Genomic DNA, 22,881 nt, shown 5'->3' on the forward strand with positions numbered 1-22,881 from the left:
CGGACGTCATCGTGAAGCGTTGGCTTCATGATCGACCTTCGCCGGCTGCACGTCCTGCGAGCGGTCGCCCACTACGGCACGGTCACCGCGGCCGCCCGCGCCCTGCACTTCACCCCGTCCGCCGCCTCCCAGCAGATCCGGCAGCTCGCCCGCGACCTGGGCGTGGACCTGCTGGAGCCGCAGGGGCGCGGAGTGCGTCTCACACCGGCCGCGGAGAGCCTGCTGGCCCACGCGGACGCCATCCAGGCCCGCTGGGACCAGGCGGAACTCGATCTGCGGGCCGACCACGGGGAACCCTCCGGGGTACTGCGCGTGACCGGGTTCCCGGTGGCCGTCTCGGTGCTGCTGGCACCGATGGCGGCGGCGCTGGGACAGCGGCATCCGCGGCTGTCCGTCCGGATCACCGAGGCGGTCGTCCCGGAGAGCTTCGACCTGCTCTTCGAGGGCGCGGCCGAGCTGGCGGTCGTCGAGTCCACCCCGCGCAACCCGCCGCTGAGCGACCGGCGCTTCGATCAACGGCCGCTGCTCGACGACCCGTTCGACCTGGTCGTCCACGCGGAACACCCGCTCGCCGGGCGGGGCCGCACCGGGCTCGCGGAAGCCGGGCTGGAGCCGTGGATCGCGCCGGTGGCGGAGAGTCCCTGCCACGCGCAGGTCCTGTCCGCGTGCGGCGCGGCCGGTTTCACGCCCGACGTCGTCCACCACGCCCACGACTGGAACGTCACCGCCCATCTCGTCGCCCACCGGCTCGGCGTCGCCCTCGTCCCGCGCCTGGCCCACCTGCCGCCGCACCTGCCGGTCGTCCGGGTGCGCCTGACGGGCGACCCCCACCGCAAGCTCCTCACCTGCACGAGGAACGGCGGTCACACGCGCCCGGCGGTGGCGGCGGCCCTGCGGGAGCTACGGGAACTGGCCCCGACGGCGGTCGCCTGACGGCCGGGGCGGTCCCTCCCCGTCCGGCTCCGTCCGGTTCCCGCGGCCGTTCAGGCCCCGGGCGCCCCCACCCGCAGCGCGTCCATGACCAGGTCCAGCAGGCGGGTCGCGCGGGTCTGCCAGTCATCGTGCGGGTCGAGCGTCCACAGGCCGCCGATGGCGAGGAAGAGGTCCTCCGCGGTGATGCCCGGGCGGATGGTGCCGGCCCGCTCGGCGGCGCGCAGCAGTAGTTCGGCCGCCTCCGTCACCGGCGCGTGCCCCGGCTTGTCCGGCTTGCCGGGCGCGCTGGTGGCCTGGCGGATCGCGTCGGCCAGGCCGGCCTTGGTCATGGCGAACCGGGCGAGGCGGTCCATCCACTCGCGCAGCGCCCGGTCAGGCTCCCGGCTGTGCAGCAGCGGCGCCGCCGACTCGGCGACCTGCAGCATCTCGTGGCGGTAGATCTCCAGCACGAGTGCCTCACGGCTGGGGAAGTGCCGGTAGAACGTGCCCTGTCCGACGCCCGCCTTCTTCGCGATGGCGCTCAGCGGCGCGTCCGCCGAGCGCGTCAGCTCGGCCAGCGCCACCTCCAGGATGCGCTCGCGATTGCGCTGCGCGTCCGAGCGCAGGGGTGCGTCCTTCCGCTGCGGCACCGGCCCTCCCCGCGATCGTGGCCGAAACCCGACCTTGTTAAGCGGACAACTGTCCGTTACGTTTCCAGGTAACGGACAACTGTCCGTTTGCTTCATCGTACCGGCGTGCCTCTCGCGGACACCCCGGTCCGGCCCCGTCACGGCCGGTCCGCGTCCGCGTCACCCGCATCCTGCACGGCCGGGTACCGCCGGCGCCACCCCACGCTTCCCCGCCTGACCTCGCGATGTGAAAGAAGGCTCCCATGCCCCCATCGACGTCCAGCGACCTCACCCTGTCCGTCAACGGCGAGAAGTACACGCTGACCGTCGACCACCGCACCACGCTGCTCGACGCGCTGCGCGAACGACTGGATCTGACCGGCACCAAGAAGGGCTGCGACCAGGGGCAGTGCGGAGCCTGCACCGTCCTGGTCGACGGCCGCCGCAGTGTGGCCTGCCTGCAGCTGGCCGTCGCGGCCGAAGGACGCGAGATCACCACCGTCGAGGGCGTGGCGCGGGGCGATCGGCTGCACCCGGTGCAGCAGGCGTTCCTGGACCTCGACGGCTTCCAGTGCGGCTACTGCACGCCGGGACAGATCTGTTCGGCCATCGCCGTGATCGAGGAGCACGCGGCCGGCTGGCCGAGCGCGGTCACCGGCGACGTACGGCCCGAGGCCGGGCCGCCCGCCCTGACCCCCGAGGAGATACGGGAACGCATGAGCGGAAACCTGTGCCGCTGCGGCGCGTACGTGTCGATCGTCCAGGCCGTCGCCCGGGCCGCCGCCGAGTCCGAGGGGGCGGCGGCATGAGGGAGTTCGGCTACCGGCGGGCCCACGACGTCACCGGCGCGGTGGCGCTGCTCGACGGCGACCCCGACGCGCGCTTCCTGGGCGGCGGCACCAACCTCGTCGACCTGATGAAGACCGGCGTCGAACGGCCCGGCCTGCTCGTGGACGTCCGCGAACTGCCCCTGGACCGCGTCGAGGCGGCCGCGGACGGCGGCCTGCGCATCGGGGCGACCGTCACCAACAGCGACCTCGCCGCCCACCCGGAGGTCCGGCGCCGCTACCCGGCCCTGGCCCAGGCGGTGCTGGCCGGCGCCTCCGGGCAGCTGCGCAACATGGCCACCGTCGGCGGCAACCTGCTCCAGCGCACCCGCTGCGGCTACTTCGCCGACGTCAGCTCGCCCTGCAACAAGCGCGCCCCCGGCAGCGGCTGTCCCGCCCTCACGGGCGAGCACCGCAACCACGCCGTCCTCGGCGCCTCGGACCACTGCGTGGCGACCCACCCCTCCGACATGGCCGTGGCCCTGACCGCCTTCGACGCCGTCGTGTCGTACGAGACGGCGGACGGGCCGGGGGAGGTGCCGCTGGCCGACTTCTACCTGCCGGTGGGGGACACCCCGCACCGGGAGACCGTCCTGCCGCCGGGCGCGCTGATCACCGGCGTCACCCTGCCGCCCGCCCCGGCGGCGGCCAACTCCCGCTACCGCAAGGTGCGCGAGCGGGCCTCGTACGCCTTCGCCATCGGGTCCGTCGCCGCCGCCCTCGACGTGCGCGACGGTCTCGTGCACGACGTGCGCCTGGCCTTCGGCGCCGTCGCCTCCCGCCCCTGGCGCGCCCGTGCGGCCGAAAACGCCCTGACGGGCACCCCCGCGCACGCGGAGAACTTCGCGGCGGCCGCGGACGCCGAACTGGCGGCGGCCAGGCCCCTGCCCGACAACGGATACAAGGTGACCCTCATGCGCAACCTCGTCGTGGCCGTCCTGAGCGAACTCGCCGAGGAGGCCGCCCGATGACCACCGCCACCCGGGGAGCCGTCGGCACCGCGCACACCCGCGTGGAAGGCCGCGACAAGGTGACCGGGGCGGCCCGCTACGCGGGCGAGATCCCCTTCGCCGACCTCGCGCACGGCTGGCTGGTGCTGTCCACCGTCGCCCGCGGCCGGGTCCGCTCCGTGGACACCGAGGCCGTCCTGCGGATGCCCGGCGTCCTCACCGTGCTCCACCATGGCAACGCCCCGCACCTCACCACCGATTACGCCGGACTGCTCGGCGTTCCGCCGGACCCGAGCATCGCCCTCTTCCAGGACGACCGGGTGGCCCACCTGGGCTGGCCGGTGGCGCTGGTCGTCGCCGAGACGTCCGAACAGGCCCGGGAGGCCGCCGAGGCGCTCGTCGTCCACTACGACCGGCAGCCGCACGACGTCGCCTTCACCGCGGAGCGCGAGGCCGAGGCCCACCCGGTGGACGGGCACGTGCCGGCCGTGGTGGAGAAGGGTGACCTCGAGGCCGCACTCGCCGCCTCCGCCGTCGTGGTCGACGCGGAGTACACCACGCCGGAGGAGCACCACAACCCCATGGAGCCGCACGCGGCGACGGCCCTGTGGGAGGGCGGCCGGCTGGAGGTCGTCGACTCCAACCAGGGCACCAACTGGGTCGCCGGCGAACTCGCCGGTCTGTTCTCCCTCGACCCGGCCGCGGTGCGCGTGCGCTCCGAGCACGTCGGCGGCGGCTTCGGCAGCAAGGGCGTGCGCGCCCACCAGGTCGCCGCCGTGATGGCCGCGACCGTGCTGCAGCGCCCCGTGCGGGTGGTGATGACCCGCCGCCAGATGTTCTCGCTCGCCGGCTACCGCAGCCCCACCGTCCAGCGGGTCAGGCTCGGCGCCGATCCGGACGGACGGCTGCGCGCCCTGGAGCACCGGTCGCTCAACCTCACCTCCACCGTGTACGACTTCGTCGAGCCGGGCGCCGCGGCCGGCCGGTCGATGTACGCCGCCGACGCCCACCACACGGCCAGCCGGATCGTGCGGCTCGACGTGCCGAGCCCGACGTGGATGCGCGCCCCGGGGGAGGCTCCGGGGTCGTTCGCCCTGGAGTCGGCGCTCGACGAGCTCGCCGAGCGGCTCGGGATCGACCCGATCGAACTGCGCGTGCGCAACGAGCCGGAGGTGGGCCCGGTGTCCGGGCTGCCCTTCGGCAGCCGCAACCTGATCGCCTGCTTCCGGGAGGGCGCCCGCCGGTTCGGCTGGGCCGGACGGGACCCGCGCCCCGGGGTCCGCCGGGAGGGCCGCTGGCTGCTCGGCACCGGCACCGCGGCCGCCTCCTTCCCGACGACCGCCATGCCCTCCACGGCGGCGGTGACCGCCGAGGCCGACGGCACCTTCACGGTGGGCATCAACGCGGCGGACATCGGCACCGGCGCCCGCACCGCGCTCACCCTGGTCGCCGCCGACGCGCTGGAGGTGCCCACGGAACGGATCCGGGTGCGGATCGGCGACAGCGACCTCGGACCGGCGATCATCGCCGGCGGCTCCATGGGCACGCGCTCCTGGGCGTGGGCCGTCACGGCCGCCGCCGACGAACTGCGCCGGAGCCTCGTACCGGGCGCCGACATCCCGCCCGAGGGGGTCACCGCGCGGTCGGACACGGCCGAGGCCGTCGGCGCGCTGGCCCAGAAGGAACGGCACTCCTTCGGGGCGCAGTTCGCCGAGGTCGCCGTCGATCCGGCCACCGGCGAGGTCCGCGTCCGCCGCATGCTGGGCATCTTCGCGGCCGGCCGCATCGTCAACCCGCTCACCGCCCGCAACCAGCTGGTCGGCGGCATGATCTGGGGCCTGTCCATGGCCCTGCACGAGGAAGCCGTCCGGGACCCGTCCAGCGGCGGCCTGTACGGCGCCGACCTCGCGGGCTACCACGTCGCCGCGCACGCCGACGTGCCGCACATCGAGGCGGACTGGGTCGACGACCCCGACCCGGACGACCCGGTCGGCATCAAGGGCATCGGCGAGGTCGGCACCGTGGGCGCCGCGGCGGCGGTCGCCAACGCGGTGTGGCACGCGACCGGAGTCCGTCACCGGAACCTGCCGATCCGCCCCGACCGCGTCCTGCGGGCGGCCGGCGATGCTTGATCTCGCCGGCCCGCTGCGGGAGTGGACGAAGGAGGGCCGGGCGTTCGCCGTCGCCACGGTCGTCGCCGTCGGCGGCAGCGCCCCGCGCCCTCCGGGCGCCGCGCTGGCCGTCTGCGGCGACGGCACCGTGATCGGCTCGGTCTCCGGGGGGTGCGTCGAGGGCGCGGTGTACGACCTGTGCCTCCAGGCCCTCGACGACGGCGAGACGCGCGTCGAGCGGTTCGGCTACAGCGACGAGGACGCTTTCGCGGTCGGCCTGACCTGCGGCGGCACGATCGACGTCATGATCACCCCGTTCCCGGCGGGGCGAGCGGGCCGGCCCGGCGAGCCCGCCGCGCCGCCCACCGGGGGGCCCGTGCCGCACACCGCCGTGCCGTTGGCGGCGGTCGCGGCCGCCGGGCGTGGTGAGCCCGTGGCGCTGGCCCGTGTCGTGCGCGGGCCGGGGGAGCTGCTCGGCGGGGCACTGCTGGTGCGCCCCGGCGGCGCGTCCGAGGGCGGACTCGGCGGCGGCCCCGCCCTGGACCGCACCGCCGCCGCCGAGGCCCGTGCCCTGCTGGACATCGGCCGCACCGGCACGGTGGAGCTGTCCGAGGACGGATCGCACTGCCCGGGCGGTCTCACCCTGCTCGTCGAGTCGGCCGTACCGCCGCCACGGATGATCGTCTTCGGGGCGATCGACTTCGCGTCGGCGCTGGTCCGCGCCGGCAAGTTCCTCGGCTACCACGTGACCGTCTGCGACGCGCGGCCCGTCTTCGCGACGCGGGCCCGCTTCCCGGAGGCCGACGAGATCGTCGTGGACTGGCCCGACCGCTACTTGCGGGGCACCCGGACCGACCGGCGGACGGTGCTGTGCGTGCTCACCCACGACGCCAAGTTCGACGTACCGCTGCTGACGGAGGCGCTGCGGCTGCCGGTCGCGTACGTCGGCGCCATGGGCTCGCGCCGCACCCACGAGGACCGCGCCCGGCGGCTGCGGGAGGAGGGCGTGAGCGACTCCGAGCTGGCCCGGCTGAGGTCCCCGATCGGTCTCCACCTGGGTGCCCGGACGCCCGAGGAGACCGCGCTGTCCATCGCGGCGGAGATCGTCGCCATGCGGCACGGCGGCACGGGCACGCCCCTGACGGACATGGACCGTCCGATCCACGCGACGGGGCGGGAGGCCGCCGCCCAGGGGGTCTAGCACGTCCTGGGCGGGCGCCCCGGGGCCGCGACCTGCTCCGTGCAGCGCCGGCCTGTTCCGCGTGTGGCGGGGATCTGCGCGACCGGCCATGGCGGACCCGCACCCGGCGCCGCGCGGGCACCGTCACGGCACGGCCCCTGTTCCCCACCGGGGCCGTGCACATGCCGGAGGGGCCGCGGCCGGAACCGGCCGCGGCCCCTCCGTGGCGGGCCGGTGCCGCTCAGGCGGCGGCCGGCGACGTGGCGTGGCCGTGCAGGCGCGCGATGACCTCGGTCAGCTGCGCCGCGACCTCGGCGTCGTCGGACGGGTGCGTCTCGGCGAAGCGGGTCACCGAGCCCGGGATGGACAGCTTGACGTCCTCCAGCACGGTGCCGCCGGCGATGCCGACCGCCTTGCGGGTCTCGTCGTGCGCCCAGACACCGCCGTACTGGCCGAACGCGGTGCCCACCACGGCCACCGGCTTGCCGGTGAGCGCGCCGGCGCCGTACGGCCGGGACAGCCAGTCGATGGCGTTCTTCAGCACGGCCGGGATCGTGCCGTTGTACTCCGGCGTGAAGAGGATCAGGCCGTCCGCGGCGTTCGCGGCCTCGCGCAGCCGTGCGGCGGCGGCCGGGACAGTGCCCTCGACGTCGATGTCCTCGTTGTAGAACGGGATCTCGGCGAGCCCCTCGAACAGGTCCACCTCGGCGCCCTCCGGGGCGAGCTTGACCGCGGCCTCGGCGAGCTGGCGGTTGTGCGAACCGGCGCGGAGGCTGCCGACGAGGGCGAGGATACGAACAGACATGCTGACTCCCACGTAGTGAAAACTGCAGTGAAACACTGCCGTCACGATCCGGACCGAGGTCCGTTTAATGTTCTAGCACCCTAACCGGACCGCGGTCCAGTTTTGTTCCCGATGCTTTACGCTGGCTTCATGTCCACCGTCCCGCCGCCCTTCCCGACGCCCCAGGAGCCCGTCGACCACCCCGAGCTGCTCCAGCTCGGCCAGCTCGGCACCGCTCCGGAGGGGGACGAGCCGTGCCTGCGCGCGGACGCGGCACGCAACCGCGCCCGCCTGCTGGAGGCCGCCGCGCGGCTGGTCGCCGAGCGCGGTGCCGCCGGCGTCACGATGGAGGCGGTGGCCGCCGCGGCCTGCGTGGGCAAGGGCACGGTCTTCCGCCGGTTCGGCGACCGTACGGGCCTGCTGACGGCGCTGCTCGACCACTCCGAGAAGAAGTTCCAGGCCGCGTTCCTCAGCGGTCCGCCGCCGCTCGGCCCCGGCGCGCCGCCGGTGGAGCGGCTGCGGGCGTTCGGGGTCGCGATGCTGCGCCGCTCGACCGACGACCTGGAGCTGCACCTGGCCGCCGAGCCCGGAGCGAACCGCCGCTTCATCTCCCCGGCCCGCCGCGTGCTCCGGCACCACATCGAGGTGCTGCTGCGCCAGGCGGTCCCGGACGCGGACTGCGAACTCCTCTCCCACGCCCTGATGGGGCAGCTGGACCCCGCCCTGGTTCACCACCTGACCAAGCAGTGCGGACTGCCCCTGAGCCGCCTGGAGGACGCCTGGACCGACCTGGTCGGCCGGGTGACGGGCGCGGACCGCTCCGGCTGACGCGCCCCGCCCGCCGTGAACGCTCACGGCATCCTCACAACTCCCCCGCCGCACGGGCGCGTTGGGGCTTCTGCCAAGATGCCGTCGTCATGGTGCAGATACCGAAAACGCCCGCGCCCCCGTCCCCCGCGTTGTCGCGCTCCGTGCCCACGAGCGCCGACGTGGCCCGCCTGGCCGGCGTCTCGCGCGCGACCGTCTCCTACGTCCTGAACAACACCAGTGCCGTACGGATCAGCGAACCCACCCGCCGCCGGGTCCACGAGGCCGCGAGGGAGCTCGGGTACGTCCCGCACGCGGCCGCGCGCAGCCTGCGCGCCGGGCACAGCCGCATGGTCCTGATCCCCGCGCCGACCTTCCCCGTGGGCCCGCTCTACAGCCACTTCCTCGCCGACCTGCAGAGCGCGCTCGCCGCCCTCGACTACACGGTCGTGCAGTACGGCACCGGCGGCCCGCACGGGGACGAGGCCGCCCGCGCCTGGGCCGAGCTGCGGCCCGTGGCGGTCCTCGTCCCCGGTGCCGGACTCGGCCCGCGCGGGGTCGCGGTGCTCAAGCGCTCCGGGGCCCGGGCCGTGGTCACCCTCGGCCCGGAGACCATCGAGGGCGCGCACGCCCTGCTCATGGACCACGACGCCGTCGGCCACAGCGCGGGCGCCCACCTCTACGACCGCGGCCGCCGCCGGATCGGCGTCGTCGTGCCCCAGGAGCCCGGCCTCGACGCGTTCTCCGCGCCCCGGCTCGACGGGGTGCGCCAGTCCGTGCACGGCACCGGCGCCACGGTCACCGAACTGCCCCTGGCCTACGACGAGCAGGCCGCCGCGCGCCTCGCCGCCCGCTGGCGGACACTCGACCTGGACGCGGTGTTCACCTACAACGACGAGTACGCGATGCTGCTGATGCGGGCCCTGCAGGACGAGGGCGTCCGCATCCCCGAGGAGACGGCCGTGATCGGCGCGGACGACCTGATGCTCGGGCGGCTGCTGCGGCCCCGCCTGAGCACCGTGCACCTGGAACTGCCCTCGGGCCGGGAACTCGCCGAACTGGTCGATCGCGCGGTGCGCACGCCCGGTGGCCACCCCGAGACCCACAAGGCCCTGGGTGCGACGGTGCTGCAGCGGGAGTCGACCTGACCGGGCGACGCTCCGGCGGGTCGCGGGTGTCGGAGCTCGCGTGACGCGGCGCGGCTAGGATGTTGCATCCTCAACAAAATAGGGGCCGTGTGCGGGCCGGCCGCGGCACACCCGGCCGCGTCCGCTCCGCGCACCCCGCCCTGTGACCGCCGAACCGGCCGCGCACGCACGTCACGCCCACCCGTCAGCCGGTGACCGACCGATCGGAGAGCCGTCATGCCGTTGCTCGATGCCAGCACCTGGCAGCCCCGCACCCTCACCGGGCCCGGGTACACCGTCACCGAGCCCGCCACCGGGCAGGCCCTCGGCACCGTCACCCTGGCCCGTCCCGAGGACGTCGAGACCGCCGCCGCACGGGCCGCCGAGGCGCAGCGGGCCTGGGCCCGCACCCCGCACTCCGCCCGGGCCGCGGTACTCCGCAAGGCGGGCGACCTGTTCGCCGAGCACGCCGCCGAACTGCGTGAATGGCTCGTCCGCGAGTCCGGTTCCATCCCCGGGAAGGCCGACTTCGAACTGCACGTCGCCGCCCAGGAGTGCTACGAGGCCGCCGCGCTCGCCTCCCGGCCGGCCGGGCAGGTGCTGCCCAGCGAGGCGCCCCGGCTGTCGTACACCCGCCGCGTCCCGGCCGGGGTGGTCGGCGTGATCTCCCCGTTCAACGCGCCGCTGATCCTGTCCATCCGCTCCGTCGCCCCGGCCCTGGCACTGGGCAACGCGGTGCTGCTCAAGCCCGATCCGCGCACGGCCGTCTGCGGCGGGCTGGCCCTCGCCGCGGTGTTCGCCGCGGCGGGCCTGCCGGAGGACCTGCTGCACGTGCTGCCCGGCGGCCCGGACGCCGGACAGGCCCTGGTGGCCGACCCGCGCGTGCCCATCGTCTCCTTCACCGGCTCCACCGCCGCGGGGCGGGCCGTGGGCGAGGCCGCCGGACGTCACCTGAAGCGGGCGCACCTGGAACTGGGCGGGAACTCCGCCCTGATCGTGCTGGAGGACGCCGACCTCGACGCGGTGATCTCCACGGCGGCCTGGGGCTCGTTCTTCCACCAGGGCCAGATCTGCATGACGACCGGCCGCCACCTCGTGCACGCGTCCCTGTACGACGAGTACGTCGAGCGGCTGGCCGCCAAGGCGGACTCGCTCGCCGTCGGCGACCCCTACCGGGACCAGGTCCACCTGGGACCCATCATCGACTCGGGCCAGCTCCACAAGATCAGCGGTCTGGTCGACTCCAGCCGGGCCGCGGGCGCCAAGATCGCCGCCGGGGGCACCCACGAGAAGCTGTTCTACCGGCCGACGGTCCTGGCCCACGTCGACGACCGCACCCCGGCCTACACCGAGGAGGTCTTCGGGCCCGTGGCGCCCGTCCGCTCCTTCGGCACCGCGGACGAGGCGGCGGCCCTGGCCGCGCAGAGCCCCTACGGACTGTCCCTGGGCATCGTCACCCGGGACCCGGCCCGCGGCCTGGACCTCGCCGAGCGCATCCCGACCGGCATCGTCCACATCAACGACCAGACGGTGAACGACGAGGCCGTGGCGCCCTTCGGTGGAGTGGCCGCCTCCGGCACCGGTGCCCGCTTCGGCGGCGAGGCCAATCTGGAGGCCTTCACCGAACTGCGCTGGACGACGGTACGCGGAGACGTCGCTCCGTACCCCTTCTAGGCACCGCTCCGGCAGGCCCGGGGACCGCTCCGGCGGGCCCGGGGCCCGGCGCCGGCGGCGGTCACTCGGCCGGCTGCTGCGGCTGCTGGGCCTGCTGCTCGGCGATCGCCTTGCGGACCTCGTCCATGTCCAGGTTCCGGGCCTGTCCGATGACGTCCGTCAGAGCGGCCTCGGGCAGCGCGCCCGGCTGGGCGAACACGGCGACCTGGTCGCGCACGATCATCAGCGTCGGGATCGACTGGATGCCGAAGGCCGCGGCCAGTTCCGGCTGCGCCTCGGTGTCCACCTTGCCGAACACTAGGTCCGGGTTCTCCTCCGCCGCCTTCTCGTAGACGGGCGCGAACTGCCTGCACGGCCCGCACCAGGACGCCCAGAAGTCGATCAGGACGAACTCGTTGTCCGTGACCATCTGGTCGAAGTTCTCCTTGGTGAGCTCCACGGTGCTGCTCATGGCGTCTATCCCTCTTCCTGGGGTGGGGTCAGGCCGTCGGCACAACACGGCCGGCCGGGCACGTATTCCGCGCCCCTACCCGTGTGGCCAGGGCGCACACCACCCACCAGACTGACCCCATGACGGAAACGGAAACCAACGCGTACGACGTCGTGGTGCTCGGGGCCGGGCCCGTGGGGGAGAACGTTCGCCGACCGCACCCGCGCGGCGGGCCTGACCACCGCGGTCGTGGAGAGCGAGCTGGTCGGCGGCGAGTGCTCGTACTGGGCGTGCATGCCCAGCAAGGCCCTGCTGCGGCCGGTCATCGCCCGCGCGGACGCCCGCCGCGTGCCCGGCCTGAGCCAGGCGGTGCAGGGGCCCCTCGACGCGTCCGCGGTTCTCGCCCACCGCGACTACTACACCTCGAACTGGAAGGACGACGGCCAGGTCGGCTGGCTCGACTCCATCGGGGCCGACCTGTACCGCGGTCACGGGCGGCTCACCGGCCCCCGCACGGTGACGGTCACCGGCCCGGACGGCGCCGAGCGCGTCCTGACCGCCCGGCACGCCGTGGCCGTCTGCACCGGCAGCCGCGCCGCCCTGCCCGGACTGCCGGGTCTCGAGGCGGTCAAGCCCTGGACCAGCCGGGAGGCGACCAGTGCCAAGACCGTGCCCGGCCGGCTGATCGTCGTCGGCGGCGGTGTGGTCGCCACCGAGATGGCCACGGTCTGGCAGGCCCTCGGCTCGCGGGTCACCCTGCTGGTGCGGGGCAAGGGCCTGCTGCCCAGGATGGAGCCCTTCGCCGGGGAACTGGTCGCCGAGGCGCTCACCGAGGCGGGCGCGGACGTCCGCACCGGTACGTCGGTGGAGTCGGTGACGCGCGAGAACGGCACCGTCGTGGCCGTCACGGACGGCGGCGACCGCGTCGAGGCCGACGAGATCCTCTTCGCCACCGGCCGCGCGCCGCGCACCGACGACATCGGCCTGGAGACGATCGGTCTCGACCCCGGCTCCTGGCTGCCGGTCGACGACAGCCTGCGCGTGACCGGCCACGACTGGCTCTACGCCGTGGGCGACGTCAACCACCGCGCCCTCCTCACCCACCAGGGCAAGTACCAGGCGCGCATCGCGGGCGCCGCCATCGCCGCCCGGGCCACCGGCGCGGACCTCGCCGCCCAGCCCTGGGGCGCGCACGCCGCCACCGCCGACCACGCCGCCGTCCCGCAGGTCGTCTTCACCGACCCGGAGGCGGCGGCCGTCGGCCTGTCCCTCGCGGAGGCGGAGCAGGCCGGGCACCGCGTGAAGGCCGTCGACGTCGACCTGTCCTCGGTCGCCGGGGCGGGCCTGTACGCCGACGGCTACAAGGGCCGTGCCCGCATGGTCGTGGACGTCGAGGACGAGATCCTGCGCGGCGTGACCCTCGTCGGCCCCGGCGTCGGCGAACTCATCCACTCCGCGACGATCGCCGTCGCCGGGCAGGTCCCGGTCGGCCGCCTGTGGCACGCCGTCCCCGCCTACCCGACGATCAGCGAGGTGTGGCTGCGGCTGCTGGAGGCCTACCGGGACAGCTGAGCCGGCCGGGGGGCACCGGCACCAGGCACCCCTGGCCGGACGTCGCCGCTACGGCAGGTCGAAGCCGAGGGCCCGCGCCGCCTCCCGCGGCGTGGGCTGTGCCCAGCGCTCCGCCACCGCCTGCTGGGACGACAGCGACCGCGGTTCGGCGCGGTCCAGGTAGAGGACCCCGTCGAGGTGGTCCGTCTCGTGCTGCACGATCCGCGCGGGCCAGCCCGTGACCACCTCGTCCAGCGCCCGCCCGCGCTCGTCCTGCCCGGTCAGCCGCACCGTCGCGGGCCGCGCGACGACCGCCTGCCAGCCCGGCACGCTCAGGCACCCCTCGAAGAACGCGGCCCGCGCCTCGCCGACGGGCTCGTAGGCGGGATTGACCAGCACCCGGAACGGCTGCGGAACCCGCCCGCGGGCGAGCCGCACCTCCTCCGGCACCGGCGCCGGGTCCTCGATCACCGCGATCCGCAGCCCCACCCCCACCTGCGGCGCCGCCAGGCCGACCCCCGGGGCCGCGCGCATGGTGACCCGCAGCGCCTCCACGAACCGGGCCAGCAGCGCGGGCCCCAGCTGGCCGTCGTACGGTGCCGTGCCCCGCCGCAGCACCGGATCCCCGGCCGCGACGATGGGCAACGGGCCGTCGACGGCGAGGAGTTCCTCGACCCGCTCGGCCAGGGGTGCGCGTTCGCTCGGAGTTCCCATCGCGTCAGGATGACACGGCCCCGCCACCGCTGTGTGGCACACGCCACACACCCGCCCCGGGAACCGGACGCCCCCTGGCCCCGACTACTGCACCGCAACGGCCCACGACGTCCCCCGGGAGAAGCCCGCCGATGACCACCGCTCCCTCGACCACCACGGACGAGGCCCCCCGACCAGCCGCCCCGGCCCCGCCCAGGAGCGGCTGGGCCCCGCTGCGCCCGCTGATCCTCCGCCTGCACTTCTGCGCCGGCGTGCTGGTGGCGCCGTTCCTCCTGGTCGCCGCCCTCTCCGGCCTGCTGTACGCCGCCTCGTTCCAGGCCGAGAAGATCGTGTACGACCACGAACTCACCGTCCCCGCCGGCCGGGAGAAGCTGCCGATCGGGGAACAGGTGGCCGCCGCCCGCGAGGCCCACCCCGAGGGCGCCGTCGCCGCCGTGCGTCCCTCGCCCGAGGCCGGCGCGACGACGCGGGTGATGCTGTCCGGCGTCCCGGGCGTCGACGAGGACTACACGCTCGCCGTGTTCGTCGACCCGTACACCGCCGAGGTGCGCGGCTCCCTCGAACAGTACGGCTCGACCGGTGCGCTGCCTCTGCGCACGTGGATCGACAAACTGCACCGGGACCTGCACCTGGGGGAGACCGGGCGGCTGTACAGCGAACTGGCGGCCAGCTGGCTGTGGGTGATCTCGGCCGGCGGAATCGTGCTGTGGTTCTCCCGCCGCCGGGCCCGCCGCAAGGTACGCGGAACGACCGGGCGGCGGCGCACCCTCGGACTGCACGGCAGCGTCGGCGTCTGGGCGGCGGCCGGGTTCTTCTTCCTCTCGGCCACCGGCCTGACCTGGTCGGCCCACGCCGGCGCGACCATCGACGAGCTGCGCACCTCCCTCGGCCAGGCCACCCCCGCGGTGTCGGCGGCGGGCGGAGAGCACTCCGGCCACGGCGCCGCCGCCGGCCGGGCCGACGCCGCGCACGGCGTGGGCCTGGACAAGGTGCTGGCGGCGGCGCGGGCCGAGGGCCTCGGCGACCCGGTGGAGATCGTGCCGCCCGCCGACGCGGAATCGGCGTACGTCGTCCGGCAGGTGCAGCGCTCCTGGCCCACCCGGCAGGACTCCGTCGCCGTCGACCCGGCCAGCGGCCAGGTGACCGACGTCGTGCGGTTCGCCGACTACCCGGTGCTCGCCAAGCTCACCCGCTGGGGCATCGACCTGCACACGGGTGTCCTGTTCGGCCTCGCCAACCAGATCCTGCTGATGCTGCTGGCGGGCTCCCTCGTCCTGCTGATCGTCTGGGGGTACCGCATGTGGTGGCAGCGGGGCCGCGGCAGCGCCTTCGGACGGCCGGTGCCGCGCGGCGCCTGGCAGCAGGTGCCGCCGCAGATCCTGGTGCCGCTGCTGGCGGGGATCGCCGTACTCGGCTACTTCATGCCGCTGTTCGGCATACCGCTGGCGGTCTTCCTCGCCGTCGACATCCTGCTGGGCGAGATCGCCTACCGGCGGGGGCGGCGGACGTACGGCCCAGGCACCCCGGCGCGCTAGCCGAGACCCTCCGACGCGCTCCGACGCGCGGGTGCCCGGCTCCGGGGGGAGCCGGGCACCCGTCGCTTCGTGCCGTGCGTGATCAGTGTTCCCGGAAGTCACCCGCGAGCGCGGCGGCGACCCGCAGGTGCGGCTCGGCCTCGTCGTGCCTGCTCTGCCGCTGGAGTGTGCGGCCGAGCATCAGCCGGGCGTAGTGCTCGACCGGGTCCTGCTCGACGATCGTCCGCAACTCGGCCTCGGCGCGCCGCAGTTGGGCCGAGTGGTAGTAGGAGCGCGCCAGCAGCAGCCGCGGTCCGGTCTGCTCGGGCGCCTCCTCGACCAGCCCGGCGAGGACGCGCGCGGCCGCGGCGTAGTCCTGGGCGTCGAAGAACAACCTCGCGCGCTCCCAGCGCTCCGCCGGGGTTCCGTGGTCGTAGTAGGCCGGCTCGTAGGTCGTGTTCACTGGGGACCTCCTTCACGGCCGTCAACCGAGCATGTTGGTTCAATATTCCACTACTTCTGAACAGGATGGCCGGAGAACGCGATCACGCTCACCGCGGTGAAGGCGATCCAGAGGAAGCACAGCACCACGTAGTGGGGGATCACCAGGATCCACTTCACCAGCCACAGCCACCGGGACAGCGGCGCGTCCAGTACCGCGCTCACCCGGACGGGGCGGTGCGGTGTGCCGGCCAGGGTCGTCATGACGATCAGCTCCTTCGGGCCCCGCGCGCTCCGGGCTGCCGTTCGTCCGTCCGGCCCCGCCGCGGGCCCAGAACCAGCCTCGCCGCCCGCGCGAGCCGCGACGAGGGCCGTCCGGGACCCGGGTGGGGCCATCGGTCCCGGACCCGTACCGGGCCCTACGGTGGAAGAGTGATCAACCGCCCCCACGGGAGGAGAGCACATGGAGATCGTCGCGTACGGCGTCCTCGCCGACGAGGAGCCGCTGCTGCGGGGCGCGTTCGAGAGGACCGCCGGCGCGCACGGGCTGCGCTGTCTGCGGCTGTTCCTCGACCGGGACACCGCACCGACCGCGAGCGGTCACGAGGTGGTGCTCAGCAGCGTCAACGACATCCTGGACGCCGAAGTGCTGCGCACCCTGGCCCGGGGCGGCACGCGCATGATCGCCCAGCGGGCCACCGGCTACAACAACATCGACCTGGCGGCGGCCCGCGAACTGGGGCTGACCGTGGCCCGGGTGTCGTCCTACTCGCCGTACTCGGTCGCGGAGTTCGCCTGGGCACTGGCGCTCGCGGTGGACCGCCGGATCGTGCGGGCCGCGCACCGCACCCGGGAGTTCGACTTCAGGCTCGACGGACTCATGGGCCGGGATCTGCACGGCCGGACGGCCGGGGTGGTGGGGACGGGGAAGATCGGAGCCGCGTTCACGCGCATCGCCCACGGCTTCGGGATGCGGCTGCTGGGCTGGGACATCGCCGAGAACCCCGACTGCCTGGCCCTCGGCATGGAGTACGTCGAACGGGACCGGCTGTTCGCCGAGGCGGACCTGGTCAGTCTGCACGTGCCGCTGCTGGAGGAGACCCACCACCTGGTCGACGCCCGTGCGCTGGCCCTGATGAAGGACGACGCGATCCTGGTCAACTCGAGCCGGGGCGGGCTCGTGGACACCGGCGCCCTGCTGGAGACCCTGCGCGCCGGGCGGCTGAGCGGCGTGGGCCTGGACGTGTACGAGGAGGAGGCCGGGGTGTTCTTCCTCGACAAGTCGCTCGAGGTGATGACCGACGAGCGCCTCGCCCGTCTGATGACCTTCAGCAACGTCCTGGTCACCTCCCATCAGGCGTACTTCACCCGCGACGCGGTCGGGCAGATCGCGGAGACGACCGCGGCCAATGTCGCGGACTACGTCACCGGCCGCCACGGGGAGAACACCCTGGTCCGGCCGCCCGCCGGGTGAGACGGCCCGGCGCCCGGGACCGCCCGCCGCGCGAGGCCACCGTCCCGGCGGGTCACTGATCTCCCAGCGCGGTGGCCCGCTGGTCCACCTCGGCGTCCCGGCGCCGCACGCCGAGGAAACGGGTGGGGCGGAACGCCCGCAGGAGGTCCTGCTCCTCGCCGGTCGTGATCTCGGCCGCCGCCAGCCGGCCCAGCACCGGTGCCAGTGTGATCCCGCTGTGCGAGACGAGACAGTAGACGCGGGACCCGGCCGAGGCGTGGCCGGCGACGGTACGGCCGTCCACGGGCAGGGAGCGGAACCCGACGCGCAGGTCGATCACCGGCGCCCCGCCCGGGCCGGGCAGCAGCGCGCGCAACCGGCGGACGAGGGTGGCCGCGAGGTACCCGTCCGGTGACGGAGGGGCCGCCGGGTCGACCTGCGCGTTCAGGTCGAGGGCCTGCACGACGGTGTGCCCGTCCGCCGCGGGGCGGAGGTTGAGGCCGGGGCTGTGGATCACACAGCGCAGGCCGAGCGCCGGTGACCTGACGTATCCGAGCAGGCCGACCGTCTGCGCGCCCGGACCGGTGTCCGTCACCATGGGCACGTCGATCCCGGCCCGGGCGGCGAGCCCCTGCGTCCAGCGGCCCGTCGCCAGCACGGCGCGGTCGCCCCGGACGGTTTCCCCGCCGGCCAGCGTGACCGACACGCCGTCCGGACGGTCGTCGAGGGCCACGACCTCGCCGAGCGCGTACTCGGCGCCGTGCCGCCGGGCGTCCGACAGCAGCGTCTCCAGGAACAGGCCGGGCAGCACGTATCCCTCCCCGGGAAAGTGCGCGACGGCCGTGACGGCCCGCGGGACCCGCAGGCCGCCGGCGATCCGAGCCGCGTCCCGCGGCGTGACGAAGTGTGCGGCGTAGCCGAGGGAGAGCAGCCGTTCCACGTTGCTCACGAGCCGCTGCTCGCTCGCGCCGTCCGCCCAGTGCAGGGCCCCGCTCGGGAAGTACGACGGCGGACCCGGCAGCCGCCCGGCGAGCCGGGCGTGCTCCTCCATCCCGGCGACGTTCAGCCGGTGGTAGTCCACCTCGTGCTTGCGGTTGGCGTTGGTCCAGGCGAACGTCGTCGCGCTCGTCCCCGTGCCGGCACCCCGCCGGTCCAGCAGCAGAACCTCCGCGCCCGCGACGGAGAGGTGCCTCGCGACACTCACTCCCAGCACACCGGCACCGATGACGATGACCTTCATGGCCGGTACGTCTCCTTCGGTCGATCTCGCCGTTCCGGACGAACACCGCCGCCGGAGAGGTCAAGATGGGTACACCTGTGTGAGGAGGCAGTGGTGCTCGGAAGGTGCGCGCGGTGGCTCGTGGGCGTCATGACCGTCGTCTGCATGCTGCTCGTCGGCCCCAGCGCGCCGAGCGGCGCCCTCCTCGGCGCGTCGCTGCCCGTCGGAGCCGTCAAGGACGTTGTACCGAACCGGGTCGTGACATGGAACATCTGCAACCCGTGCGACACGGGCAACGCCGACCGCGCGGCCGAGATCGCCGCGTACGCGCCCCAGGTCATCGGCCTGCAGGAAGCGTGTGTCCGTGACGTCGAGAGCATCCGGGAGCACCTGAGGAATCTGCACGGGCTGGTCTACCACGTCGAGTACGGGACCGTCCTGCGCAAGTGGGGCCGGTGCGGGGGAGCGCCGTGGAGCCCGGGCGCCTACGGCCAGGCGATCCTCTCCGCGGCGCCGATGACGGACGTCGTCAGCGTGGAGTATCCGGACGGCGGGTCGGAGGACCGCGGGTACATGGCCGTCACCACCGCCGTGGACGGGCAGCCCGTCCGGGTCTTCAACACCCACCTCGCCCAGCGGCGTCAGGAGGCGGTCCGGGCGGAACAGGTCCGTGTCCTCGCCGCGGCCGCCGCTCGGCACGAGCGCGCGATCCTGCTCGGCGACTTCAACGCGGTGCCGGACGCGGCCGAACTCACCCCCATCCAGCAACTGGCGGTGGCGACGGCCCCCGAGTGCCGGCCCGCCGAACCGGGCGGCTGCGAGGCGACCACCGACTGGCAGCTCAGGTTCGACTACGTCTTCCTGCGCGGCATCACCCCGCTCGGGGAGCGGGTGCACGCGAGCCCCTACTCGGATCACCACCTGGTGTACGCGGACGTGGACCCGGCATGAGCGGGGGCCCGGCGGCACAACCGTGTCGAGCCTGGGCAGGCCATGAAGAGCGCAGCGTGGGGACCGGCGTCCCGACGGCGTGAAGTCCCCGTGAAAACCCTGTGGAAGCGGTGTCGTAGGTGCCGTTTATGCTGCTCCGAACGATCACGCGGGACCAGGGGAGGGCGCGGCATGTTCGGCAAACTGTTCGGCAGGGGCGGGGAGAGACCCGCGGCGGATCCGCACGCCCTTCCCGTCCCGCGCAGACACAAGAGCGGGATGTACACGCTGCGCGCGCTCGGCGACACGCGGGTGCTCGCGCTGGTGGAGGCCGCCGACGCGGGCGACTGGGACGCGGTCAGGACGGCGCTGACCCCCTTCGACCTCGGCCGCGACCACCAGGTCCTGGGCGAACTCGCCGACCTGGACGGGGTGCAGGACTGGATCGTCCGGGCCGTCGAGGAGGACAAGGAGCACCGGGCCACCGCCCTGCTGATATCCGGCACACGCCATGTCAGCTGGGGCTGGGAGGCCCGTACCGCCGCGCGTGCCGTGGACGTCACCGAGGAGCAGTGGCGCGTCTTCCACGAGCGGCTCCACATCGCCGAGGAACACCTGCTGGAGGCCGCCGAACTGCGCCCCGACTGGGTCACGCCCTGGCGCCGGCTGCTCACCTCGGGCCGGGGGATGTCGCTGGGCCCCGCCGTGAACGAGACCCGCCGCGACGCCGCCCTGCGCCGCGACCCGCTGGACCTGGAGACCCATCTGGAGTGGCTCTCGCAGCTGCAGCCCCGCTGGGGCGGCCGGCCGGGGCAGGCCCTGGCGTACGCCCAGGAGGTGTTCGCCCGCGCGCCGCACGGGCACCGTCTCGGCTGCGTGATCGCCATGGCGTACATCGAGGAGTGGGTCGAGGCGGACCGCGGCGACTACCTCGACACCGATGAGATCCGGGCGCAGTTGCGGGAGGCCGCGGACCACAGCATCCTCCACCCCGCGTACGTGTGGCGCCCGGGCTGGCAGCACGACTTCAACATGTTCGCCATGGCCCTGTCCCTGGCCGGCGAGCGGCACACCGTCCGGCGCGTGTTCCGGACCCTGGACGGCGCCTACACCCCGTGGCCGTGGACCTACTTCGCGGAGCCCGAGAAGCAGTTCGCCCGCCACCACCGCAAGGCCTGAGAGCAGGGCGGCCCGCGCGGATGCCGCGTTCCGCCGCACGGGCGGGTGCGAGCACCGGGGTGGCCCACCGCCCACGGCCGGCCACCTGACGACGGGGCCGATCGGCCGTCCGGCGAGGGGAGCCACGGCGATGCGGCCGACCGGCGACGGACGGAAGCGGCGATGCGGCCGACCGGCGACGGACGGAAGCGGCGAAGCGGCCGACCCGCCACCCGGCCGTCCGGCCGGCCAGGCGGCACCGCGCCTCCCACCGACGCGCCGCCCACCGGTCGCGCAGCGTCTGTCCGACGCGGACGGTCGCGCGGCTTCTCACCCACTGGTCACGCAGCGCCGCCCGACCCACCGGTCGCGCAGCGTCCGCCGGTCCACCGGTCAGGCAGCGCCCGCCCGGTCCAGCGGTCGCACAGCGCCGTCCGACCGGTCAGACACATCCGGCTGCCTGAGGCGCCCGGCCCCCGCCGCCGCACCCAAGCCCCACCTGTCCGCCCGCCCGCTCGCCCGCCCGCTCGCCCGTCCTCCGGACCCGGTCCGGCCCCTTCGCCGTCCGCCGTCCGTCACCTCATCCGTCTCCTTCTACCCCGGAACCGCCGATGACTCTTCCCGACACCACCGCGACCCCGGCCGGCGCCGACCGCACCTTCCAGGTGGATCTGCGCGGCCTGGTCGACCTCCTCTCCCACCACCTCTACTCCAGCCCGCGCGTCTACCTGCGCGAGCTCATGCAGAACGCCGTCGACGCGCTGACCGCCCGGCACACCCTCGAACCGGACGCCCCCACCGGCGCGTTCGGTGTCCGGCTGTACGCGGACGGCTCGGTCGTCCGCGTCGAGGACGACGGCGTCGGACTCACCGAGGCCGACGTCCACAGCTTCCTCGCCACCATCGGCCGCAGCAGCAAGCGCGCGGACCGGATCGCCGAGCAGCGCGGGGACTTCATCGGCCAGTTCGGCATCGGCCTGCTCTCCTGCTTCCTGGTCGCCGACGAGATCCACGTGCTCAGCCGCTCCGCCCGCACGCCCGGCGCGCCGGCGGTGGAGTGGCGCGGACGCGGCGACGGCAGCTACACCGTCCGCACCCTGCCCGCCTCGGCCCGCCCCCGGCCCGGCACCACGGTCACGCTGACGCCCCGCGCCGACGCGGGTGAGTGGACCCGGCCGCCGCAGGTGCAGGCGCTGGCCCGCCACTTCGGCTCCCTGCTGCGCCACCCCGTGACCTTCGACGACGGCACCGCGGGACCCGGCGCCCCGGGCGCGCCGGTCAACCCCGAGCCCGCCCCGTGGGCGCGCTCGTACCCCACCCCGGGTGCCCGCTCCCGCGCCCTGGCCGCGTACGGCGAGGAGGTCTTCGGCTTCACCCCGCTGGACACCATCGAGCTGGACCTGCCGGCGGTCGGCCTGAAGGGCATCGCCTGCGTCCTGCCCGAGACGGTCCCGGCCGGACGCCGGCACGGCCACCGCGTGCACGTCAAGGGCATGCTGCTCTCGGAGCAGGCCGAGGAGATCCTGCCCGACTGGGCGTTCTTCGTCCGCTGCGTGGTCGACGCCGAGAGCCTGCGCCCGACGGCGTCCCGCGAGTCGCTGTACGAGGACGACACCCTCGCCGCCGTCCGCGATGCCCTCGCGGAGCGGCTGCGCGCCTGGATCGCCCGGGCCGCCGCCAGCGACCCGGACCTGCTGCACCGCTTCCTGCAGGCCCACCACCTGGCCGTGAAGTCGCTCGCCGTGCACGACGACGAGATCCTGCGGATGCTGCTGCCCTGGCTGCCGTTCGAGACCACCGACGGGCACACCACGCTCGACGAGTTCGCGCGCACCCACCGCACCGTGCTCGTCACGTCGAGCGTGGAGGAGTTCCGGCAGGTCGCGGCGATCGCCTCGGCGGCCGGGCTCGGCGTCGTCAACGGCGGCTACACCTACGACCGCGAACTGGTCCACCGGCTGCCCGAGATCAGGCCCGAGGCCACCGTCGCCGACCTCGACCCGGCGACCCTCACCGCCCACCTCGACCCCGTCGACCGCGAGACCGAACTCGCCGCCGCCGCCTACCTCGCCCGGGCCCGCGACGCCCTCGCGGTCTTCGACTGCGACGTGGCCCTGCGCACCTTCCAGCCCGCCTCCGCCCCGGCGCTCCTCGTCGACAGCCGTGAGGCCCGGCACGAGCGCACCCGCTCCCAGCTGGCCCGGGAGCAGGAGGGCGGCCTGTGGGGCGACATCCTCGGCGCGCTGCGCCAGGAGGCCCCGCGCGCGCAGCTGATCCTCAACCAGCTGAACCCGCTGGTGCGCACCGCCGTCACGATCGACGAGCCGGAACTGGCCCGCACCAGCGCCGAAGCCCTCTACGGGCAGGCCGCGCTGCTGTCCCGCCGCCCGCTCAGGCCCGCCGAGTCGAGCCTGATCAACCGCTCCTTCCTCGACCTTCTCGCCCACGCCCTGCGCAAGGACAGCTGACG

The 22,881-nt window shown here is 74.5% G+C and carries 20 protein-coding genes and 1 pseudogene; 14 read left to right on the plus strand and 7 right to left on the minus strand.

Going from position 1 to position 22,881, the window contains the following annotated elements; genetic code table 11:
- Positions 1–27: 27 nt before the first annotated feature.
- Entirely contained in the window at positions 28–933 is a 906-nt protein-coding gene (locus ACF07N_RS23530; RefSeq protein ID WP_392116153.1) for a LysR family transcriptional regulator, read from the plus strand.
- Between the two features lie 50 nt (positions 934–983).
- On the opposite strand, the gene ACF07N_RS23535 is transcribed toward ACF07N_RS23530, so the two are convergent.
- Positions 984–1,562 (minus strand): TetR/AcrR family transcriptional regulator, encoded by a 579-nt coding sequence (locus tag ACF07N_RS23535; protein ID WP_392116156.1) that lies wholly within the window; start codon positions 1,560–1,562, stop codon positions 984–986.
- A 242-nt stretch (positions 1,563–1,804) separates the two neighbouring features.
- Here ACF07N_RS23535 and ACF07N_RS23540 point away from each other — a divergent pair, with 242 nt between their 5' ends.
- From ACF07N_RS23540 to ACF07N_RS23555, 4 genes are read left to right on the plus strand one after another with little or no spacing between them, the layout of a single operon-like run.
- Positions 1,805–2,350, plus strand: coding sequence for a 2Fe-2S iron-sulfur cluster-binding protein (locus ACF07N_RS23540; RefSeq protein ID WP_383332324.1), 546 nt, complete (start codon positions 1,805–1,807; stop codon positions 2,348–2,350).
- The gene (locus tag ACF07N_RS23545) at positions 2,347–3,339 is read left to right on the plus strand and encodes an FAD binding domain-containing protein (RefSeq protein ID WP_392116161.1); all 993 of its coding nucleotides are present in this window, start codon (positions 2,347–2,349) and stop codon (positions 3,337–3,339) included. The genes ACF07N_RS23540 and ACF07N_RS23545 overlap by 4 nt, the downstream gene beginning before the upstream one ends.
- A complete protein-coding gene (locus ACF07N_RS23550) occupies positions 3,336–5,450 on the plus strand; it encodes a xanthine dehydrogenase family protein molybdopterin-binding subunit (protein ID WP_392116164.1) in 2,115 nt (704 codons plus the stop codon). The genes ACF07N_RS23545 and ACF07N_RS23550 overlap by 4 nt, the downstream gene beginning before the upstream one ends.
- Positions 5,443–6,630, plus strand: a complete 1,188-nt coding sequence (locus ACF07N_RS23555) for an XdhC family protein (RefSeq protein WP_392116166.1) — start codon at positions 5,443–5,445, stop codon at positions 6,628–6,630. The genes ACF07N_RS23550 and ACF07N_RS23555 overlap by 8 nt, the downstream gene beginning before the upstream one ends.
- Positions 6,631–6,850: 220 nt before the next feature.
- On the opposite strand, the gene ACF07N_RS23560 is transcribed toward ACF07N_RS23555, so the two are convergent.
- Positions 6,851–7,414 carry an NAD(P)H-dependent oxidoreductase gene (locus ACF07N_RS23560; RefSeq protein ID WP_383332316.1) on the minus strand — a complete coding sequence of 188 codons (564 nt, stop codon included), beginning with the start codon at positions 7,412–7,414 and terminating at the stop codon, positions 6,851–6,853.
- A gap of 129 nt (positions 7,415–7,543) precedes the next feature.
- Between ACF07N_RS23560 and ACF07N_RS23565 the strand changes: the two genes are divergently transcribed.
- From ACF07N_RS23565 to ACF07N_RS23575, 3 genes are all read left to right on the plus strand, one after another.
- Positions 7,544–8,221 (plus strand): TetR/AcrR family transcriptional regulator, encoded by a 678-nt coding sequence (locus ACF07N_RS23565; RefSeq protein WP_392116169.1) that lies wholly within the window; start codon positions 7,544–7,546, stop codon positions 8,219–8,221.
- A gap of 89 nt (positions 8,222–8,310) precedes the next feature.
- The gene (locus tag ACF07N_RS23570; RefSeq protein ID WP_392116172.1) at positions 8,311–9,348 is read left to right on the plus strand and encodes a LacI family DNA-binding transcriptional regulator; all 1,038 of its coding nucleotides are present in this window, start codon (positions 8,311–8,313) and stop codon (positions 9,346–9,348) included.
- Positions 9,349–9,564: 216 nt separating this feature from the next.
- Positions 9,565–11,001, plus strand: a complete 1,437-nt coding sequence (locus tag ACF07N_RS23575) for an aldehyde dehydrogenase family protein (RefSeq protein WP_392116174.1) — start codon at positions 9,565–9,567, stop codon at positions 10,999–11,001.
- Positions 11,002–11,062: 61 nt separating this feature from the next.
- Here the strand turns inward: ACF07N_RS23575 and trxA are convergent, their stop codons facing one another.
- A complete protein-coding gene (trxA, locus tag ACF07N_RS23580) occupies positions 11,063–11,452 on the minus strand; it encodes a thioredoxin (protein WP_383332308.1) in 390 nt (129 codons plus the stop codon).
- A gap of 119 nt (positions 11,453–11,571) precedes the next feature.
- Here trxA and ACF07N_RS23585 point away from each other — a divergent pair.
- A pseudogene (locus ACF07N_RS23585) lies at positions 11,572–13,003 on the plus strand (dihydrolipoyl dehydrogenase family protein).
- Positions 13,004–13,051: 48 nt separating this feature from the next.
- Here ACF07N_RS23585 and ACF07N_RS23590 read toward each other — a convergent pair.
- Complete coding sequence (locus ACF07N_RS23590) at positions 13,052–13,696, minus strand: peptide deformylase (RefSeq protein ID WP_383332305.1); 645 nt, start codon at positions 13,694–13,696, stop codon at positions 13,052–13,054.
- A 131-nt stretch (positions 13,697–13,827) separates the two neighbouring features.
- Between ACF07N_RS23590 and ACF07N_RS23595 the strand changes: the two genes are divergently transcribed.
- Positions 13,828–15,231, plus strand: coding sequence for a PepSY-associated TM helix domain-containing protein (locus ACF07N_RS23595; protein ID WP_392116179.1), 1,404 nt, complete (start codon positions 13,828–13,830; stop codon positions 15,229–15,231).
- An 82-nt stretch (positions 15,232–15,313) separates the two neighbouring features.
- Here ACF07N_RS23595 and ACF07N_RS23600 read toward each other — a convergent pair whose 3' ends face one another.
- Together ACF07N_RS23600 and ACF07N_RS23605 are read right to left on the minus strand one after the other, a co-directional pair.
- Positions 15,314–15,673: a tetratricopeptide repeat protein gene (locus ACF07N_RS23600; RefSeq protein ID WP_383332301.1), complete on the minus strand. Its 360-nt coding sequence runs from the start codon at positions 15,671–15,673 to the stop codon at positions 15,314–15,316.
- 50 nt (positions 15,674–15,723) lie between these two features.
- Positions 15,724–15,915 carry a hypothetical protein gene (locus tag ACF07N_RS23605; RefSeq protein WP_392116182.1) on the minus strand — a complete coding sequence of 64 codons (192 nt, stop codon included), beginning with the start codon at positions 15,913–15,915 and terminating at the stop codon, positions 15,724–15,726.
- 199 nt (positions 15,916–16,114) lie between these two features.
- Between ACF07N_RS23605 and ACF07N_RS23610 the strand changes: the two genes are divergently transcribed.
- A complete protein-coding gene (locus tag ACF07N_RS23610) occupies positions 16,115–17,125 on the plus strand; it encodes a 2-hydroxyacid dehydrogenase (RefSeq protein ID WP_392116185.1) in 1,011 nt (336 codons plus the stop codon).
- 52 nt (positions 17,126–17,177) lie between these two features.
- Here ACF07N_RS23610 and ACF07N_RS23615 read toward each other — a convergent pair whose 3' ends face one another.
- Positions 17,178–18,344: an NAD(P)/FAD-dependent oxidoreductase gene (locus ACF07N_RS23615; RefSeq protein ID WP_392116188.1), complete on the minus strand. Its 1,167-nt coding sequence runs from the start codon at positions 18,342–18,344 to the stop codon at positions 17,178–17,180.
- 90 nt (positions 18,345–18,434) lie between these two features.
- Between ACF07N_RS23615 and ACF07N_RS23620 the strand changes: the two genes are divergently transcribed.
- The 3 genes from ACF07N_RS23620 to ACF07N_RS23630 all read left to right on the plus strand — a co-directional run bounded on the left by ACF07N_RS23620 (position 18,435) and on the right by ACF07N_RS23630 (position 22,879).
- Positions 18,435–19,274 carry an endonuclease/exonuclease/phosphatase family protein gene (locus ACF07N_RS23620; RefSeq protein WP_383332287.1) on the plus strand — a complete coding sequence of 280 codons (840 nt, stop codon included), beginning with the start codon at positions 18,435–18,437 and terminating at the stop codon, positions 19,272–19,274.
- 171 nt (positions 19,275–19,445) lie between these two features.
- A complete protein-coding gene (locus tag ACF07N_RS23625) occupies positions 19,446–20,432 on the plus strand; it encodes a hypothetical protein (protein ID WP_392116191.1) in 987 nt (328 codons plus the stop codon).
- A 590-nt stretch (positions 20,433–21,022) separates the two neighbouring features.
- Positions 21,023–22,879 (plus strand): HSP90 family protein, encoded by a 1,857-nt coding sequence (locus tag ACF07N_RS23630; RefSeq protein ID WP_392116194.1) that lies wholly within the window; start codon positions 21,023–21,025, stop codon positions 22,877–22,879.
- Positions 22,880–22,881 lie beyond the last annotated feature (2 nt).

Origin of the sequence: Streptomyces sp. NPDC015242, assembly GCF_043079125.1 — a bacterium.
Taxonomy (GTDB): domain Bacteria; phylum Actinomycetota; class Actinomycetes; order Streptomycetales; family Streptomycetaceae; genus Streptomyces.